Below are 17432 nucleotides of genomic sequence, written 5' to 3'. Positions count from 1 at the left end.
AGGCAGGTTAGGCATGAAGCGGTGGCCGTACAGGCCGCTGCAAGCACGACAGTTAATCCGTTCGCCAAGAGGCTGCGAGACGGTGCTTTCGGTAGGGACAGCCGCCAAACGTTTTTACGGCGACCGAAGGCGGAGCAGCTACTCACAGGTCACGAGGACACTTACCATGCATAAGAGAACACTGGCGTCACTGCATTACGAAAACATGCCTTACGATGGGGTGCGCTTTCATATTTTGAAACGGGAGACGCCGGGCCATACGGCGTTGCTGAAGTTGGATGCGGGCAGCCGACAACCGGCGCGTTTTCATCCGGGATGGGTGAAACTGATGGTGCTGAGCGGTGAACTGAAGGTTGACGATCAGACGCTGCAACCTCATGAGATGTTAATCATTCCTGCCAATACCGCCTATACGGTAGAGGCCATAACGGAAGTGATTTGTCTGGCGATTTCCGAGCTGGACGGCGCCGAACTGGCCCGTTGACGTATTGACAAGAAGGGATAGCGGAGAGCCTAGGCGCTCTCCCTATCCCTTCAGCATTGAGCCGCCCCCCAGGCTAAGCTACCTGCTGACTAGGCATAAACCTCCTGATTCAATCCACCGCGCTTTCCCTTTCCATCACTTTCGGCCTCCGTCGCCCCCGCAACGTTGCCGCCATTGTGCAGCGCATGCACAATGTCATCGCCCCGTTACCACGCAGAACGATGAAATGTGGGTGTCATAGTGAGTTTATTCGCATAAGGCCCCTGGTGTGGCTTGCGAGAACGTCACTATATGGAGGATCATGCGGCCTCTCTATCAAATAAAAGACATTCGCGTTATCAAAAGGGACAAACGACCATGGGATTCGAAGTCGACAACGCCGAAACGAAACGCATCAACCTGAGCAGCCACGAGAATTCCTCGTTCGAGGTGACAGGGCTGGTGAAACACTATCCGGCAGGCTTTGTCGTTCCTTTCCACTCGCATAAACGTTGCCATTTGCTCTATTCGCAACAGGGAGTGATGGCGGTCGAGGCGGGCAGCGGGCGTTGGATCGTGCCGCCAACCACCGCGGTCTGGCTGCGGCCGGGGGTGGAGCATCAGCTGGTCATGCAGAGCAATATCTGCGTTTACGGGATTTTTGTCGATGAATTCACCGCCGCGCGGTTGCCGTTGCGCGACGGCGTTTTGCAGGTGTCACCGCTGCTGCGGGAGCTGATCGCCCAACTGGCGACGCTGGCGCCCGAGGGCGAGGAAACCAAACGCCACGCGCTGCTCAGAGCGCTGTTCCTCGAGGAACTGAGCCTGCAGCCACAGCTGGCGCTGCATCTCCCTTGGCCGATGGAAGCGAGAATGGCCGCCATTTGCCGGCAGTTGGTCATCACGCCGGCCGACGATCGCGGCATTGAGATCTGGGCGGATTCACTGTCGATCAGCGCGAAAACCTTCCAGCGTCACTTTACTCAACAAACCGGCATCACCTTTGGCCAGTGGAAACAGCGTCTGCGGCTGCTGTCGTCCATTCCGCTGCTGTTAGCCGGCCACTCCATCATACACGCCGCTTTCGAAAGCGGTTATGAGAGCCACAGCGCCTATTCGGTGGCGTTTAAAAAACTGTTTGGCGTTTCGCCTTCGCGCTTTACGCTATAGCCGTATTGCAGAGCGCGCTTCTCCTATAGATTGAAGCAACCTAATGACGTATAAAGCAAAGCAGTCAACCTCCGAGGCCGCTTCCCGTGATAAAAATTGTCGTGTACCTGATTATCGCCGTGACGATCGCCATTATTGCGGCAAGAGTCATCTTTCGTTTGCCGGATATTTCGCAGCGTCTGCCGCAGGCGGCATTGCCGGCGGATCCTGCCGCGCTATTGCCGGCGCGAGCCGCCGAACAGATGGCGGCGCATCCCGGCCTGAGCGGCGTGGTGCCGCTGGTCAGCGGCCACGATGCGTTCGCCAGCCGCCTGGCGTTGGCGCGGATGGCGGAAAGGTCGATCGATGCCCAGTACTATATCTGGCATAACGACACCTCCGGGCAGATCCTGCTGAAAACCCTGTATGACGCGGCCCAACGCGGCGTGCGTGTGCGGCTGCTGCTGGACGATAACGGCGTCGCCATGGATGAGACGCTGGCGGCGCTGAACGCGCAGAAAAACGTCGAGATCCGTCTGTTCAACCCGTCTACCGTGCGTACGCCGAAGCTGGCCGGTTACGCCTTCGACTTTATGCGCATGAACCGGCGCATGCATAACAAGTCCTACATCGTCGACGGCGCCGTGGCGATCATCGGTGGCCGCAACATTGGCGATGAGTATTTCCAGGTCGGTGACGAGAACTATTTCCTCGATCTCGACGTGTTGAGCGTCGGCAGCGTGGTGGCGGAGACCGCCGATGTCTTCGATCGCTACTGGAACAGCGCCTCGGTATTCGGCGTTGAGCAAATTATCCGGGGCCAGGGCAACCTCTCGGCATTCCTGACGCAGGCCGCCGCAACCGAAACCAGCGAGCGCGCCCGTAAATTGGCGGTGCAGCTGGAAACCAGTGCGGTGCGCTTTCGTGATGGCGCCGTGCAGCCGGAATTCACCCAGGTAGAGCTGGTGGCCGACGATCCGGCGAAAGGATTGGGCAAAGCGTCGCGCGATCGCTTGATGGTGACGCAGCTGGGCAAGATCATCGGCGGCGTCAGCCGGCAATTGGATCTGGTCTCCGCCTATTTCGTGCCGGGGCGGGAAGGGGCAACCTTCTTTGAATCGCTTGCCAAACAGGGAAAATCCATCCGCGTGCTGACCAACGCAATGAACACCACCGACGTGCTGGTGGTCCACGCCGGCTACGCCAAATACCGGCGTGAGCTGCTGCAGGCGGGCGTCGAGCTGTTCGAGCTGAAGCTGCGCGCCGGGCAACCGACGGGGCGCAAGGAACTCAAGCCGCTGGGGCTGTCCGGTGCGGCGCTGCATGCTAAAACCTTCGCCATCGATGACAAACGGGTGTTTATCGGCTCGTTCAATTTCGATCCGCGCTCGGCGCACCTGAACTGCGAAATGGGATTCTTGATCGATAGCCCGTCGCTGGCGGCCGACACCCGCCAACTGTTTGATGGCCCGCTCGAATACGCCGCCTATCGGCCGGTATTGACGCCCGAAGGCAAAATGGTGTGGAAAGAAGCCTTCGAAGACGGCCACACCGAGGTGCACCAGCAAGAACCCGGCGCCGGCTGGGTAAAACGCATCGTTCTTACCGTGGCCGGCTGGCTGCCTATCGAGTGGATGCTGTAACGCCGGCGAAGGCCGTCGCCACCCGGTGTAACAGCCGTTGCAAGGGAACCTCGCCCGCGATGATTGCGATGAGGCGCGCATCCTCAAACAGGGCGAGGGAGGGCACGGACTTGATGCCGAACGCAGGGGCGACCGTCGGCGCCTGCGCGACGTCAATGCGGCCGAAGGCGATCTCGTTGGCGTGACGGTGCAGCTGTTCGACGATCCCCTGCATATTCTGACAAGGGCGGCACCAGGAGGCGGAAAAGTAGAGGATGGCCCGCTGCCCCTCGGGTTTGTCTGCGTCATAGAGGAAACGGGTCACCTCATGGGGCTCTGCCAGGTTCGTGATCGTCATGGCAGGCTCCTGACGATCTCTATCCCCATCCAAATCATCGTGACGATTTGCGTGAAAAAGAAAGCGAAGCGCCAGGTGGCGACTTTCTCCGTCTGCTCGAAACCGATGTGAACCAGGCTCTGCGCCATGCGCGCGCCGAGCAGGGCCAGAGACAAGACATTCAGCGTCGTGCTTTCCACCTGAAATACGGCTATCGCCACAACGAGGGCGGTATAAACCGGCAAATTTTCAATGCAGTTGCGATGCGCCGCAATGGCGCGCTGGTAGCCATCGCTGCCCTGCGGTTTGTTCGCTTGCCATTCGCTGACTGTGGCGCGGCCGGTTAAAATTCGGGACCAGCGATAAACGCCGACGGTGCCGAATAGAATCAATAATGTCCAGCCGGCAAACGCCAGCAACACCAGGGTTGGCATATTCATAACGCATTCTCACTTGTGTTGGGAAAGAGCCTGCGGCCTCAGGGAGAGCCGCTCGGCTTGAATACAAGGTTATATTAGAATTATATAAATTAGCAATATCTAATTTAATGGATGCTAATGTAATGCTGTGCCGGCGCCTGAAAGCCGCTATAATGCGGCTGAATGATGACGGGGCCGTGATTGACCATGAATGCAAAAGCTAAGCAGGATCCCTTTTTGAATGAAGGGGCGATTGAGGCCGCCAGGCTGTTGAAAGCGATAGGCAACGAACACCGTTTGCTGGTGCTTTGCCTGCTATTGAAACACGATGAGATCGCCGTGGGGGAGCTACAACAGTTGGTGCCGCTCAGCCAATCGGCGCTGTCGCAGCACCTGGCGAAAATGCGCAATGAAGGTCTGGTAACGTACCGACGCGAAGCGCAAACCCTGTTTTACCGCATCGATGACCCAAACGTGGCGAAAGTGATCGCCACGCTCAGAGAGATTTACGCGCCGAAGTGAGGGGGCCGGCGATCGCCGCTTTGACGCCGGCGGAGTGCGTCGGGACTAGCGCACTTCTCGCGTTGCGGCCAACAAGGCTTGTAACGAAGGCGCTTCGACCAGATTCTCGATGCAGGCCATCAGTTTTCGCGCATTGAGGCGTAATCCCTCACTGGGTGATTGCGCACAGCAGTGAAGAAATTTCTCACGAATATCCTGCATGTCGGCCGGATTCTCCGGCCAGCCGCGGCCAAACTCGGCCTCGAGCCGCAGCGTATCACCCTGCTCCGGCGTGATGTGTAGTTCGAAGCGGTCAAACCTATCGAAGGCATGTTGTTCATGAACTTCGATACGCTGCGCCAGAGCAACGACCGTAGGTTCTGTCGCTGAAGCCGCGCTGAATTCACGTGCGCTGGCCTGGCCGCGCAGCAGCGCGTTGGCGATGATGTAACGCGCGCTGAATTGCGCATCGATTTCGGCCGTTTTCTGCGGCTCGTATGGCGCGCCGCAGACCATGCGCATGGTCGGCGAGGCATGCAGAGTGATCTTCGCCCGTGCGGGATCGGACAACTGCCGATGCGGGCCGTCGTTCAACAGCGCTTCGGTCAGCGCCAGCAGAATGCTGCAGTGCGGGTAGAGTTTGAAACAGGTCGCTTCTTCACCCAGAAAGGCGGTGCCCAAGTGGTGGGTCAGCAATCCCAGGTCGGGTTCGCCCGGGGCATAGAGATTGAAAAATCCGTTCTCGCCGCTCAGGACGCGTTTAGGGCCACTTATTCCAGCCTGCGCCATTAAAACCGCTTCCAGCGCATGGCGAGCCACCAATCCCTGGCTGATACGTACCGCCAGCGTCTTGTCCTGATAGTGTTGGAAGGTGCCGATGCCAAAATCGAAAGCCAGGCCGATAGCGTCGGTAAAGGCGTGCAGGTCCAGGCGCAACAGGCGGGCGGCGATCGCTGCGCCGGAAAACAGGCCGAGGATGTTCGAGTCGAATCCGCGGTAGAAAAAGCCGTTCGCCTGCGCGGCGAGGTTGATGCGTTGAGCGAAGTCTTGCCCAACGGCCAACGCAGCCAAGGTGTCGAGGCCGGAAGCACCCGACAGTTCCGCAGCCGCCAAGGCCACAGGAATATCCGAGGAGCTGGGGTGCCAGCCAGGAGAAAGCACGTCGCAATAATCGAGCGCGCGAGCGCGTACGGCGTTGACAAACGCCGCCTGAGGCGCGGCGAGCCGCTCTTCGCTGCCGATAATGCTGGCTTCGGCGTTGCCGCTCCAGCGTCTGGCCAGCGACAGCGCCGCGTCAACGCCGCTTTGATCGTAGCCGGCGGCGAGACAGCCAAGATTATCCATGAGCCGTTTACACTGGAATGCCAGGACGGCGGGGGGAATCATGCACGCATCTACCTGCGAAGCGAAAGCGATCAATTCTTCGATCGGGTCGACCGATAATTTTGTCATGTTCATTCCTCGTTCAGTCGTTCAGGTGACTTGTTCAGCACGGCGTTTCCGGCCTGAGGATGCAGACGGAAACGCGGATGCAGCATGATCAGCAGCCACACGGTCATCACGATGCTGAGTAATCCGGCACACAGCATGGCGATCCCGAAACCATCGGCGAAGGCGCTGTGCGTCAGCGCTTGCATGCGGCTCGCGCTCAATGCATCAACGGCCGTTTGCTGTTGTTCGATGACCGCCGTCCGGGCGATTGCGGCGGCCTGTTCCACGCCTTGCGTTTGCAAAGCCGCAGTCAAGGTGGTCACCGCTTTCATGCTCATCAGCGTGCCCAACAAGGCGATGCCCAGCGTCATGCCGGTTTGTCGCAGCGCGTTCATCGTTGCCGACGCCATCCCGGAACGTTGCGGCGCAACGGTGCGCATCACCAAGGCGCTTGTCGCCGGCATGGACAGCCCCATGCCGAAACCAAGCAGGGCCAAATAGAGCGCCACCAGAGCGTAAGGCGAATCGGCGTGCAGCTGCGTCAGCAACAGCAGGGCAACGCCCATCAGGCCATAACCGACGATCATCAGCGAGTTCACGCTCAGTTTGGCGGACAGGCGGCCAAAACCGGAAGCGGCCAGCGCCATGGCGAGAAATTCCGGCGCCATGCGCCAACCGGTGTCGGCGGGGCTCCAGCCCTGGGCCTGTTGCAGAAATAGCGAGACGAAGAAGACGCTGCTGTAAGCGGAAAAACCGAGTACAAAAGAGGCGAGGTTATAGCCGCTAAAATCGGCGTTGCGAAACAGGCTCAGCTGCAGCAAGGGGCGTTTGACCCGCGTTTCCACCCAGAGAAACAGCGCCAACAGCGCCAGGGCGGCGTACAACGGAAAACGCGATTGCACACTGTGCCAACCGAATTCTCCGGCGGCAATCAGCCCGTAGGTCAGCGCGCCAAGCCACAAGATGCTCAACCCTTGCCCCAGCGGGTCAAGCGCAGCGTGCTCAGGATGCGAGCTTTCTCGCAGCCCCCAACCGCCCAATATCAACGCGACGATCCCGACCGGAATGTTGATCCAGAATATGCCTGGCCAACCGGTGGTATGCACCAGCAAGCCGCCCAAAACCGGGCCAATCACCAGCGAAAGGGCATTGACCGAAGACCAGATCCCGATCGCGCGGGTGCGCAACTGTTCCTCCGGAAAAGCATGAGTCAATAACGACAATGCCCCAGGGATAACGGCTGCGCCGGCGATCCCTTGTATCACCCGGCCCGTCAGCAGCATGCCGAGAGAGGAGGCGAATGCGCAAACGATCGAACCGACGGTAAACAATGCAACGCCGTACAGCCAAATACGCTTGCGGCCAAATCTGTCGCCCAGCGGACCGGAGGAAAGGATTAACGCGGAAAGGCAAAGGGCATAGGCGTCAACGACCCACTGCAGGCCCGACATGTCGGTTTGCAGCGATTCCAGCATCGTGGGCAGCGCCACATTGACAATGCTGATATCAAGCGACGCCATAAATGTACCCAGACAGATGGCGGCAACGAGCGAAATCCTGCGCATACCGGACATAGTGGGGCTCCTTATTGAGATGGGGGTGAAAGTGAAAACTATTCTCATCCTATATTATGACTGACCGTCGGTCAATGGAGCGTAAATATTGATTTCACTGAGATAGGCCGGCTGGTCAATGGCAACAACATTGGTTACGATGGCCGCTGGACTCCTAGTGGATGTTGATATGAAGACAAAAGAGAAGATGAAAGAAACACAGCCTCGAACCAAACCGGCGGAAGTGCGCTTGGATGAATTGATGGATGCGGCGCAGAAGCTGTTTATCGAAAAAGGGTTTGAAGCGACCACCATCAGCGATATCGTCCGCGACGCCAACGTCGCCAAAGGGACCTTCTACCACTATTTTCCGTCCAAAAATGAAATGTTGTCCGCTTTACGTATACGTTTCACCAATCACTTTATCGAGAAAATTCAGCTGGCTATCGATGAATGCGCGCCGGATGACTGGTTGGCGCGTCTGAGAGCCTGGTGTGATGCCGGCGTGGCGACCTATTTTGAAGGCATGGAACTGCACGATGCGTTGTATCACGATCATCATTATCATACCCGAGGCAATCAGGATCGTGATGCCGTGCTGGAGCAGATCCTGACGATTTTAAACGATGGCGCAGCGGCGGGCGCCTGGCGTCTGGAGAATCCGCATCTGACCGCCATCTTGATGTATCACGGCATGCATGGTGCCGTGGATGACGTCATGGTCAACCCCGACGCCGACCGCCAAGGGCTGGGGCCTGCGCTGGCGCAGGAATTCATGCGTTTGCTGGGATGTCGCTGATCGTTTACGGCGCCGCCTTGAGCGACACCCAGTAACCGGGCTGATACGGAATGGGAAGAAATCGGGCGAAGAGTTCAGCAAAAGTCGCTTCGGGATCAACGCCGGCAAACAGCGACGGATGGAACCAAGTGGCCAGACGTTCGATCGCGACGAAATTAAAAGGGTGATCGTAAAACGGGTGCCAGATGGCGTACGCCTGTCCGTTCTTTGCCGCGGCCAGGGTGCGATAAGCCGGGCGTCGCATCAATTTTTCCAGCCGCGTTTTTGCCAGCGTCAAATCTGCGCCTGGCCCAAGGTTGATCCAGTCACCGTGGGGCGAGTAATGACTCCAGTTACTGCCGGTCACGACGATTTTATCGGGCCGGGAAGCGATCACCGTTTCCTGACTCAATGCGCCGTAAACGCCGTGAATATGCGTCTGAGCCAAATTGAATCCTCCTGCGCTATCCACCATCTCGCCGTAGTTGCCATTGCCCCAAGACAGGCAGCAATCCTCGTATAATCCGGCGGCGCGCTCCATCATTATGCGTGGGCGCGGCGGAGCCCGTTTCATCAGCGTGTCGCGGATCGTATCGAGATGACGCTGGCGGAAGCGAATCAGGCTATGTGCACTTTGCGGATTATCAAACAGCTGCCCCATGATGGCGATGCTTCTGGCGCTGTTGTTCATCAGGCCGATGCTCATATCGACAAACACCACGGGGATGTTCGCCGCCGTAAGCTTAGCCATCAGGCCGCTCGTTTCCAGCACAGAACGCGTATTCGCGTTGAGCAACATGGCTTCGGGCCGCAAGGCGATCAACCTTTCCAGATCGAATTGCATTTGCTGCACGCCGGCGAAGGCCGGCAGCTTGGCCAGTTCGGGAAAATAGCGCAGATACAGCCGGTAGCTGTCCAGGTCGGCGGTGCGGAAATTGTCTCGCCAACCCACCAGTTTTTCCATCGGCGCGCGTGGGTTGAGCGCCGCGACGGTATAAAACAGGTTGCCTTCCGCCAGGAAAATACGCCGCAGAGGATAGCGTAAAGTCACCGTACGCCCGACGATATCGGTCACGATCTGTGTATCAGCCTGGGCGCGCAGAGAGCGTGAAGGCGAAGAAAGTGCCAGCAAAGCGGCCGCCTGAAGAAAACGTCGTCTGTGCATCAGAAATACCAGCTTATCGAACCGATGATGCGGCGTTCGATGCCGATGCTGCAGTAAGGCGCACTGGTGCAACTGGCGATGTAAGATTTGTTGGTCAGGTTGTTGACCGTCAGTCCCAGCTCCAGATTATACAGACGAGGATCCCAGGCACCCGGCGTATAGCGGACGGTCATATCGCCGAGCCAAACGGCGGGCACTTTGAAGGTGTTGGCGCCATCTCCCCAACTGGCCCCCAGGTAGCGGGTACCGCCACCGATAAGCAGCCCCTGCAGCGGCCCTTTAGTAAAGCGATAGTCCAGCCACATCGAGCCGGTCTGCGCCGGAACCCCCACCGGATGTTTCCCCTGCGTGCTATCGTTAGCCTCCGTCACGACGTTGTTGACCCAGGCATAGGACAGCATCAGATTAAGGTTATCGGTCACCGCCGCCCGTGATTCCAGCTCCACGCCGCGAGAACGCACTTCACCCGTTTGGGTGTAATAACTGGGATTAAGGGGATCGATGGTGTTCACATCGCGCTGCGTCAGTTGGTAGACCGCCAGGCTGGTCATCGTTGCGCTGCCGGGAGGCTGCAGTTTCATCCCCATCTCATACTGAGTGGAATGGGTTGGCTTGAACGGCGTGCCTTGAGCGTTTGTGCCGGTCAACGGATCGAAGGCGGTAGAGACGCTGGCCCACGGCGCCAGGCCATTGTCGAACGGGTAGCTCAACCCGGCGCGATAGCTCCAGGCTGCGTCATTGGTTTGCGTTTGAGTATGGGCCAGATTGTCACTGGTACGCATGCGTGACCAGTCATGACGGGCGCCCAACAACAAATGCCATCCGCGCCAGCTGGCTTCGTCCTGTCCGTATAAGCCCGTGCGCTGGAAGCGTTGCGTTGTCGACGTGCGTGAAACCGGGATAGGTTCGAATGAAGGGCGGTACTGTTCGGACCAGGGATCAAACGTCACGGTTTGCGATCCCCACCAGTCTTTATCCAATTTACCGGCCTGAAAGTCGATCCCGGCCAACCCCTGATGGACGATGGCGCCGGTAACGAATGACGTCTCGGCCTGATTATCCATCACGATACTGTCCGCCTGACTCGGTGCGTCCTGATAAACCGCCGTCAAAAGTCCCTTGTCCGGCGTGATGTCGCGCGTAAAATCGCGCCGCACCGTCGAGTCTACGTGGGAATAGCGCAGGTTTTGCTTTAGGCGCCAGCGATCGTTCAATTCGAATTCAAGCAGCGAGGTCATATCGTATTGCGTACGGCTCGAGTGCTCGTGCGCGGGATCGCTGTAATTTCTATCGGTATCTATCTTGCCGTGCGGATTGGGCAACAGCCCCAAAACCTGGGCGGGAAGGGTGTTGTAATAGCCTGATTGGGGTTCGCGAAGATAGTGAGCCAACACGGTCCAGCGCGTGCGATCATTGGGTTGCCAGGTGATTGCGGGCGCCAGAAAGAGGCGCTTTTGCCTGGTGTCTTCGATCTGCGAACCGCGCGTGGCCGCCAGGCCATCGAAGCGGTACACCCACTGTTCGTCATCGGTCAGCGCGCCGGTGGAATCGAGGCTGAGGGCGTGTGAGCGGTCATTGCCGACATCCCATTTAAGCTGATTCGACTCGGCGGTGGAAGGGCGTCGGGAAATCATATTAATAACGCCGCCGGCGCCCCCCTGGCCGTATAACGAGGATGAAGGGCCATGCAAGACTTCAACGCTTTGCACTCCCCAGGTTTCAATTTGCGGTCCCCAAATGCCGGTATTGCCGATGACGCGCAATCCATCCAGGTAGTAGTCGGCCTCAAAACCGCGCATTTTGGCGAAGTCCACGCCGCTGGAAAAGGCGCCGAAACGTTCCACGGCAACGCCGGCGCTGTAGCGCAACGCCTGGCTAACCGTGTCGGCCGACTGCACGTCCATTTGCTGGCGATTGACCACCGAGACAAATTGCGGCACGTCGACCAACGGTGACCGGGTTTTGGTCGCCACCGTCGCTTGCTGTGCGGCATAACCCTGTGGGGCATTGTCTGAGGAGGAACCCTCTGCGACCACCCAGATCGACTCTTCATCGGCCGCCAGGGTCAGGCAGGGCATCATGCCCAGCAATAACGGGCAAAGATAAGCCTTCCGCAGGCGAAATCCGTTGAATTTATTCAAAAAAAAATCCCTCTTTAAGTAAGAGTCTCGCTGCGAGGGCGGGAGTCTGGTCATCTCAGGCAAGCGTTAAAATACTCATTGACCGACTGACGGTCAATATGAATAATTATCAATACCATTTAACGATTGGATAACATTATGAAGACTCTGGATGATTTGTTGGCGCTGTTGGCTGAGGTGGGGGTACCTGAAGATGTGCTGCAAGAGGCGGATGGCAGCTGGCAGTTGCGTCAAGATTTAGCACTCAGTTCGGCGGAAACGGTGGCATTGCAAGCCCTGCTGAAAGCCCGCTGTGTTAACGCGCCATCGCTGTGGGGAGGGCGAGACTATTCATTAGAACAGCTTATTTCTGAAATGTCATAAGCAAGTATAAAAAAAAGTATTATTTATAATGTGTTGTTTATAAAGGAGATTAAAACGACATGATAGGGGTGAAACATAAGATCTACAAATAATTAACGCCAAGGTAATTGACTGACGGTCGGTCATGGTGTTTGATGTCGGCCAGAAAATGAAGTGTTTTTGAGTCCGTTTTGCTTTTCATTCTGAGCCAATACAGAAGTGATGGCGCCGCCTGACCGAGGTGCCGAAAGCTGTTTGTTTAACGAATTGTGATTGAGAAAGATAACAGTCAAACAGTGAGTTAACTCATTATGGAGTCGCTATGGTTAGTGTTGAGGATTCGATCAACCAACGTTTATTGCTGGCCCTTCAACAACATGGACAGCGCTCGGCGCTTTTTGAACACGGGGAGGTTTACACTTACGACTGGCTGAACGGTGCGGTGGCTTCAGCCGCTTTGAAGCTGTGTCAATTGGGCGTGGTGAAGGGCGATCGGATCGCCTATCAATTGCGCAACACCCGTGAAGCGGTTGTCATCATGCTCTCTTCGTTGATGCTCGGTGCGATCCCAGTGCCGATATTACCCTCTTATCGAGAAAAAGAGCTGAGGCACATTCTGCATCTGACGGCGCCAAAAGTATTTGCCCTGCAGCGAGGTTCCCGTCGCTATAACCCACTTGCCGCTTTGCAGACGCTGTTGGCCGAAGGTCTCAATATCGATGTGATATTGGTCGAAGACTACGATGACGCCGGGCACGACACTCGTTACCTAAACCTGCAACATTTCTGTTCGCCTTTGACGCCCGCGCCGCCACTTCACGCCGCCACCATGACGCCGTCGGATACCGCCGTCATGTTGCTCTCGAGCGGCACCACCGGTTTACCTAAAGCGATTGCCCGTAAAAATGGCGGCTACAGCTATATGATCGAGTGCGGCTGTGACGTGTTTGCTTTAGACAGCCATTCGGTCTATTTCGCCGCGATGCCGGTTTCGCATGGGTTTGTCATCAATTGCCCCGGTATACTCGGTACGCTTTCTCGCGGCGGCGCCGTTGCGCTCGCCGACGCCCCGTCGGCGGAAACGGCGTTGGACGTGATCGAGCAATGCGGCGTGACGCACACCACGCTGGTGCCTGCGTTGCTGTCTCAATGGAGCGAACTGCAGCGGCAAACGCCGCGCGACCTGACGTCTTTGTGGCATGTTCAGGTGGGTGGCGCCAGGGTGACGCCTGAGCTAGCGGCCTCCGCCTCCCGCAACCTCGGCATTACCCTGCAGCAGTGCTATGGCATGAGCGAAGGGCTGCTGTGTTTTAACTCGATTGACGATGATGACACTCTGCGATTCAGCTCTCAGGGCCGGCCGTTGAGCCCGCATGATGAAGTACTGATCGTCGACGAAAACGGCCGTCCTTTGCCCGTGGGCAAATCAGGCGAACTGATCACCCGCGGCCCTTATACGCTCACCGAGTATTACCAAAATCCCCAGGCTAATCGTAGCGCGTTTACGGCGGACGGCTTCTACCGTACCGGCGACCTGGCGCACGTCGATGCCGCGGGCAACATTTTCATCGACGGCCGCGTAAACGACTCGATCAACCGCGGGGGAGAGAAATTCAGTCCCAATGAGATAGAGGAGTTGGCTGAACAGCATCCTGCCGTGGTGCGAGCCGCCTGCGTTGGTATGCCGGACGATCTCTACGGTGAGGTGCCTTGTCTGTTTGTCACCAGCACAGATACCACTCTGACTCTCAGCGCATTGCGCCGCTTCTTTGAGAAAGAAGGGCTGGCGGCGTTCAAGGCGCCGGAGCGGCTGATTGTCATCGATACCATTCCGATGAAAGGGATCGGCAAGATAGATCGCGTGACGTTGCGCGACATGCTGCGCCAGGAACAGACGGTCAAAAATACGGCGGGGTTGAACTCATGACGCCATTGCGCACGTCTCTCGGTTGCGTGGTGAGGCTCAGCCGCCCATGCAGTTCACCGGTCAGCAAACAATTGGTCGTATTTCCACATGCCGGCGGCGGCGTTGCGTTCTACCAGCACTGGCGTGATCTGCTGCCGGACGAGGTGGATCTGTTCATCGTGCAGTACCCCGGCCGAGAAGACGCGCAAGACGCGCCGGCTTGGGAAACGGCGCAGCGAGCCATTACGCGCTGCGTTGATGCGCTGCATTCTTCGCTGGGCATCGCGCCGGTGGTGATTTTCGGTCATAGCATGGGCGCGCTGTTTGCCCTGCAGGTTGCCGCGGCGTTACAAGCGTCGCGTTTTAACATCGACGCCGTGTTGTCGGCCCAGCGCGCCCCCTCTGAACTGAAAATACTTCAACAGGAAAGCCTGCGGCAAGAGGTGTTGGGCGACATCCTGACATTCAGTGAAAGCAGCGGCGCACTGTCGCTGGATGAGATCACTCGCCCGCTTGTCACCCGCTTGATACAGCAAGATCTACAGCTGTTGGGCGCGCTCAGCGCAGAACCTTTGCCCGACATGCAGCCACGCATTTTGGGCGGTGATAACGATCCGTTGGTTAGCCGCGCCGCGCTGTCGCTGTGGGAAAAAGAACTCCCCGGCAGCCGGGTGCAATTCCTCGCGGGCGATCACTTTTATTTCGCGCAGGACACCGCTGCGTTTCTCCGCCAGCTGCTCCGGTAACGCTGGCTTATTTGTCAACGTATGGCTTTAAAGGAACCTCTGATGAATTTTGAGCTGTTTAACCCACAGGATTGCGCACCGGATACGGAGAAAGCCTTCGCTCTGTTCCCCCAGTTGAAAAAATTCTATGCGACGTTAGGCAATACTCCGCTGGTTGAAGTGCCGTCGCCAAAGGGAAAGGCGTCGATTTACGCCAAGTTTGAGTTTGAGAATCCGTTTGGCTCGGTGAAAGACCGCACCGCGTTCGGTCTGTTTTGCGATGCCATCAATCAACACGACTTCGCCGCCGGTGAATTGAAGTTGCTCGATTCCTCGGGGGGCAATATGGCGAAAGCCCTGGCCAAGCTTGGCAATATGTGCGGGATAGCGGTGCAAGTGGTGATCCCGGATTCGTCTCCGCAACCGCTTATCGACACGTTAAAAGCCGATAAAGCCATCGTTACTCTGGTCGATCGCAATCAGTTCCTGCTCGGCGTCATTGCACGCAGCCAGCAGATTGCGCATGAAGATGGCAGTTGGACGCTGCTTTCTCAGCATCTTAACCTGGTCAACACCGCCGTACATCAGCATGCGACGGGCGCAGAGATTCGCCGGCAGCTGGAGGGTGAGCGCATCGACGGTTGGGTATCGGCGGTAGGGACCGGCGGGACCTTGTCGGGGGTGGCCGCCGCGTTGCGTCAGGATAACCCACAGCTGATCGTGTGGGGCAGCACGCCGCGCGAACTGCCTTACGGTACGCTGTCTGCGCCGAACGGTGAACCTAAATTTGCCGGAGCCGGCGGGTTGGGCTTCGGTTTCCGTCAGCCTTTCATCAGTAAGTTGATGCCGCAGGAACCGCCTTTCAATCCGGTTTCCTATCGGGAAGCGCTCAGCGCGATGCACGAGTTCCATCAGTTGACCGGCGTTAAAATCGGCGCATCTTCCGCCGCCAACTGGAAAACGGCCTGTAAGCTGGCAGAAACGCTGAGTGCGGATCAACGGGTTGTCACACTCTTTGCCGACGCCGGTTCCGATATCGATCGAGAAAAAGGGCGCGAGTGGTTCAAACAATCTGAAGCCTTGACCGTTTAACAACGTCTAAAAGGAATATTTCATGGAAATTATACAGGGCAATAATAATGTATTGTCTGAGCTGATCGCGCTTGGCGATTATGTTCGCCAGTTAATAAGTTCAGGTAAAGAGGCCAACGATATTGAGCATATTTTGGCGACGAAAGACGGCTATAACAATGCCACCGTGCTTTCCGTTATCGAAATGGCAAATATTACCTTTAAAGCAAAAGCGGATAATGTCCCTAACGTTGGCGATGCCAATTCACATATCGATCGGTTGGTGGATAAGCAGGGGCATGATATCGGCACGATGAAGGGCCAGGGGTGGAAAATCGCCTCACTGCCGGACGACAGCGTGGTTTCCTGGTACCACGAGACGGCCGAGACGCCGCTGGGGCGAATCGAAACCGCCGGCATTTGGAATTCCAGTGCGATTTGGGCGGGGCAATGGCAATCGTTGTTCGCCGCCGGCGTTAGCGGGGATGTCATGGGGAAGATCGGCGTTCGTCAGCTCTATCAGGATATTCCGCGAGAAAAATATCTGACGCTGATCGTCCTGTTGCCGCTGGATCAGATTAAAAGCTTAATTAAAAAATAATTTTATCAAACACACACAATATCCATTACGAGGGATAGGTATGCACACGTCGGTACACTGGGATGTCATTATTATCGGCGCTGGCCCCATCGGGCTGGCCGCCGCATGGAATTATGCGCGAGAGCATCGCGACCATAAGGTTTTGGTCCTGGAACAACATGCGTTATTTACGCAACTGGCCGGCACCAGCGGGGAGGAGCGCCATTGGCGTTTGCAATATTCGGAGCTGGAAATATTCCGCCTTACCCTGGAGGCCGACAAATTGTGGCGGCAGTTGGAACAACAGGCGGACAGAAAACTGATCCACCGCATTGGCAGCCTATGGTTCGGCGATGCGGATGTCTGGACCAATGAGGGGCAAATCCGCCAAACCATGCTTTCAATGGATGAAATGAGGTTGCCTTATGAACGTCTGACGATGCGTGAAATCGAACGGCGCTATGGTTTCACCGGCTTGGACAGCAACTATGAAGGTTTCTTGCAGCAAGACGGCGGCGTGATCGACGTTAAAGGCACCCTGGCGTCGCTTTACTCGCTGGCCAGCGAAGCCGGCGTGGAGTTCCAGTTCCAGCAATGCGTGAAGGCCGTGGAGCCCGATGCTCGGGGCGCAACGGTGCTGACGACGCAAAACCGTTATCGCGCCCGTAAAGTCCTGGTTGCCAGTGGGCCGGGCAGCAAGAAACTGCTGCGCCAGTTGGATATTGAACTTGCGCTTTCTACCTATGAGATGGCCTGCATCAGCATGCTGCGCAGCCAGCGCCTGGGAGCCAACGATCCCTTCTGGTTTGCTTTCCAACCGCCGGTGGAGAGCGACAGCAACCTGTTTTATGGCTTCCCGCCCAACCCTTGGTCCGTCAATGGGTTTGATCGGCTGGGGACCGATTTCGAAGTGGATCCGATCACCGAAGCCAATGCGCCTGGCTATAGGGCAAACCCGCAGCACGTGGAGCGCGCGTTGGAGTTTGCCCGCCGGCATATGCCGTTCCTCGAACCGGATAAACAGCATTCCGCTGCAAGCTGTCTGGCCGTGTTGCCCACCGATCCGGCGCGCCAATTCTATCTCGACAGCGCCAAGGGCCGCTGCCACGGCGGCGAACATCTGGTGGTCTCGGCAGGAGGATGGGCGTTCAAATTTACGCCTCTGATGGGGCAAATTTGCGCCGATCTGCTGGCGGAACGAGAGCCCCGTTGGGACATCAGCGCATTGCGTTTCTGAGCGGAGAACCTT

17 protein-coding genes are annotated in these 17432 nt (G+C 57.3%); 11 read left to right on the top strand and 6 right to left on the bottom strand.

The window, feature by feature from the left end; all coding sequences use genetic code 11:
• Positions 1-166: 166 nt before the first annotated feature.
• The 3 genes from ACJ8J1_RS07405 (at position 167) to ACJ8J1_RS07395 (ending at position 3255) form a co-directional block, all read left to right on the top strand.
• Positions 167-484, top strand: coding sequence for a cupin domain-containing protein (locus tag ACJ8J1_RS07405; RefSeq protein WP_033643078.1), 318 nt, complete (start codon positions 167-169; stop codon positions 482-484).
• Positions 485-841: 357 nt separating this feature from the next.
• Positions 842-1633 (top strand): AraC family transcriptional regulator, encoded by a 792-nt coding sequence (locus ACJ8J1_RS07400; RefSeq protein ID WP_033643079.1) that lies wholly within the window; start codon positions 842-844, stop codon positions 1631-1633.
• Positions 1634-1719: 86 nt separating this feature from the next.
• Complete coding sequence (locus ACJ8J1_RS07395; protein ID WP_033643080.1) at positions 1720-3255, top strand: phospholipase D family protein; 1536 nt, start codon at positions 1720-1722, stop codon at positions 3253-3255.
• Here the strand turns inward: ACJ8J1_RS07395 and ACJ8J1_RS07390 are convergent.
• Both ACJ8J1_RS07390 and ACJ8J1_RS07385 read right to left on the bottom strand, forming a co-directional pair.
• Positions 3236-3592 (bottom strand): thioredoxin family protein, encoded by a 357-nt coding sequence (locus tag ACJ8J1_RS07390; protein ID WP_050594418.1) that lies wholly within the window; start codon positions 3590-3592, stop codon positions 3236-3238. The genes ACJ8J1_RS07395 and ACJ8J1_RS07390 overlap by 20 nt on opposite strands.
• Positions 3589-4011: an MAPEG family protein gene (locus ACJ8J1_RS07385; protein ID WP_033643081.1), complete on the bottom strand. Its 423-nt coding sequence runs from the start codon at positions 4009-4011 to the stop codon at positions 3589-3591. The genes ACJ8J1_RS07390 and ACJ8J1_RS07385 overlap by 4 nt, the downstream gene beginning before the upstream one ends.
• Positions 4012-4197: 186 nt before the next feature.
• Here ACJ8J1_RS07385 and ACJ8J1_RS07380 point away from each other — a divergent pair, with 186 nt between their 5' ends.
• A complete protein-coding gene (locus ACJ8J1_RS07380) occupies positions 4198-4512 on the top strand; it encodes an ArsR/SmtB family transcription factor (RefSeq protein ID WP_033643082.1) in 315 nt (104 codons plus the stop codon).
• Between the two features lie 45 nt (positions 4513-4557).
• On the opposite strand, the gene ACJ8J1_RS07375 is transcribed toward ACJ8J1_RS07380, so the two are convergent.
• Complete coding sequence (locus ACJ8J1_RS07375; protein WP_033643083.1) at positions 4558-5943, bottom strand: MmgE/PrpD family protein; 1386 nt, start codon at positions 5941-5943, stop codon at positions 4558-4560.
• A 2-nt stretch (positions 5944-5945) separates the two neighbouring features.
• Positions 5946-7487: an MFS transporter gene (locus ACJ8J1_RS07370; RefSeq protein ID WP_228287392.1), complete on the bottom strand. Its 1542-nt coding sequence runs from the start codon at positions 7485-7487 to the stop codon at positions 5946-5948.
• A 178-nt stretch (positions 7488-7665) separates the two neighbouring features.
• On the opposite strand from ACJ8J1_RS07370, the gene ACJ8J1_RS07365 reads away from it, so the two are divergent.
• Positions 7666-8274 carry a TetR/AcrR family transcriptional regulator gene (locus tag ACJ8J1_RS07365; protein ID WP_033643085.1) on the top strand — a complete coding sequence of 203 codons (609 nt, stop codon included), beginning with the start codon at positions 7666-7668 and terminating at the stop codon, positions 8272-8274.
• A 4-nt stretch (positions 8275-8278) separates the two neighbouring features.
• Here ACJ8J1_RS07365 and ACJ8J1_RS07360 read toward each other — a convergent pair whose 3' ends face one another.
• Positions 8279-9418 (bottom strand): ABC transporter substrate-binding protein, encoded by a 1140-nt coding sequence (locus tag ACJ8J1_RS07360; RefSeq protein ID WP_033643086.1) that lies wholly within the window; start codon positions 9416-9418, stop codon positions 8279-8281.
• Entirely contained in the window at positions 9418-11559 is a 2142-nt protein-coding gene (locus ACJ8J1_RS07355; protein WP_050594419.1) for a TonB-dependent siderophore receptor, read from the bottom strand. The genes ACJ8J1_RS07360 and ACJ8J1_RS07355 overlap by 1 nt, the downstream gene beginning before the upstream one ends.
• Before the next feature lie 138 nt (positions 11560-11697).
• Between ACJ8J1_RS07355 and ACJ8J1_RS07350 the strand changes: the two genes are divergently transcribed.
• From ACJ8J1_RS07350 to ACJ8J1_RS07325, 6 genes are all read left to right on the top strand, one after another.
• A complete protein-coding gene (locus tag ACJ8J1_RS07350) occupies positions 11698-11922 on the top strand; it encodes a hypothetical protein (protein ID WP_033643087.1) in 225 nt (74 codons plus the stop codon).
• A gap of 301 nt (positions 11923-12223) precedes the next feature.
• Positions 12224-13828 carry an AMP-binding protein gene (locus tag ACJ8J1_RS07345; RefSeq protein WP_033643088.1) on the top strand — a complete coding sequence of 535 codons (1605 nt, stop codon included), beginning with the start codon at positions 12224-12226 and terminating at the stop codon, positions 13826-13828.
• Positions 13825-14553, top strand: a complete 729-nt coding sequence (locus ACJ8J1_RS07340) for a thioesterase II family protein (protein WP_033643089.1) — start codon at positions 13825-13827, stop codon at positions 14551-14553. The genes ACJ8J1_RS07345 and ACJ8J1_RS07340 overlap by 4 nt, the downstream gene beginning before the upstream one ends.
• A gap of 42 nt (positions 14554-14595) precedes the next feature.
• Positions 14596-15624, top strand: coding sequence for a PLP-dependent cysteine synthase family protein (locus ACJ8J1_RS07335; protein WP_033643090.1), 1029 nt, complete (start codon positions 14596-14598; stop codon positions 15622-15624).
• A gap of 22 nt (positions 15625-15646) precedes the next feature.
• The gene (locus tag ACJ8J1_RS07330; protein ID WP_050440105.1) at positions 15647-16204 is read left to right on the top strand and encodes an allene oxide cyclase barrel-like domain-containing protein; all 558 of its coding nucleotides are present in this window, start codon (positions 15647-15649) and stop codon (positions 16202-16204) included.
• A 40-nt stretch (positions 16205-16244) separates the two neighbouring features.
• Positions 16245-17420 (top strand): NAD(P)/FAD-dependent oxidoreductase, encoded by a 1176-nt coding sequence (locus ACJ8J1_RS07325; protein ID WP_033643091.1) that lies wholly within the window; start codon positions 16245-16247, stop codon positions 17418-17420.
• Positions 17421-17432 lie beyond the last annotated feature (12 nt).

It is taken from the genome of Serratia sp. CY37869, assembly GCF_052168895.1.
Classification (GTDB): Bacteria; Pseudomonadota; Gammaproteobacteria; order Enterobacterales; family Enterobacteriaceae; genus Serratia; species Serratia ureilytica.
This window is presented reverse-complemented; position numbering and strand designations above follow the sequence as displayed.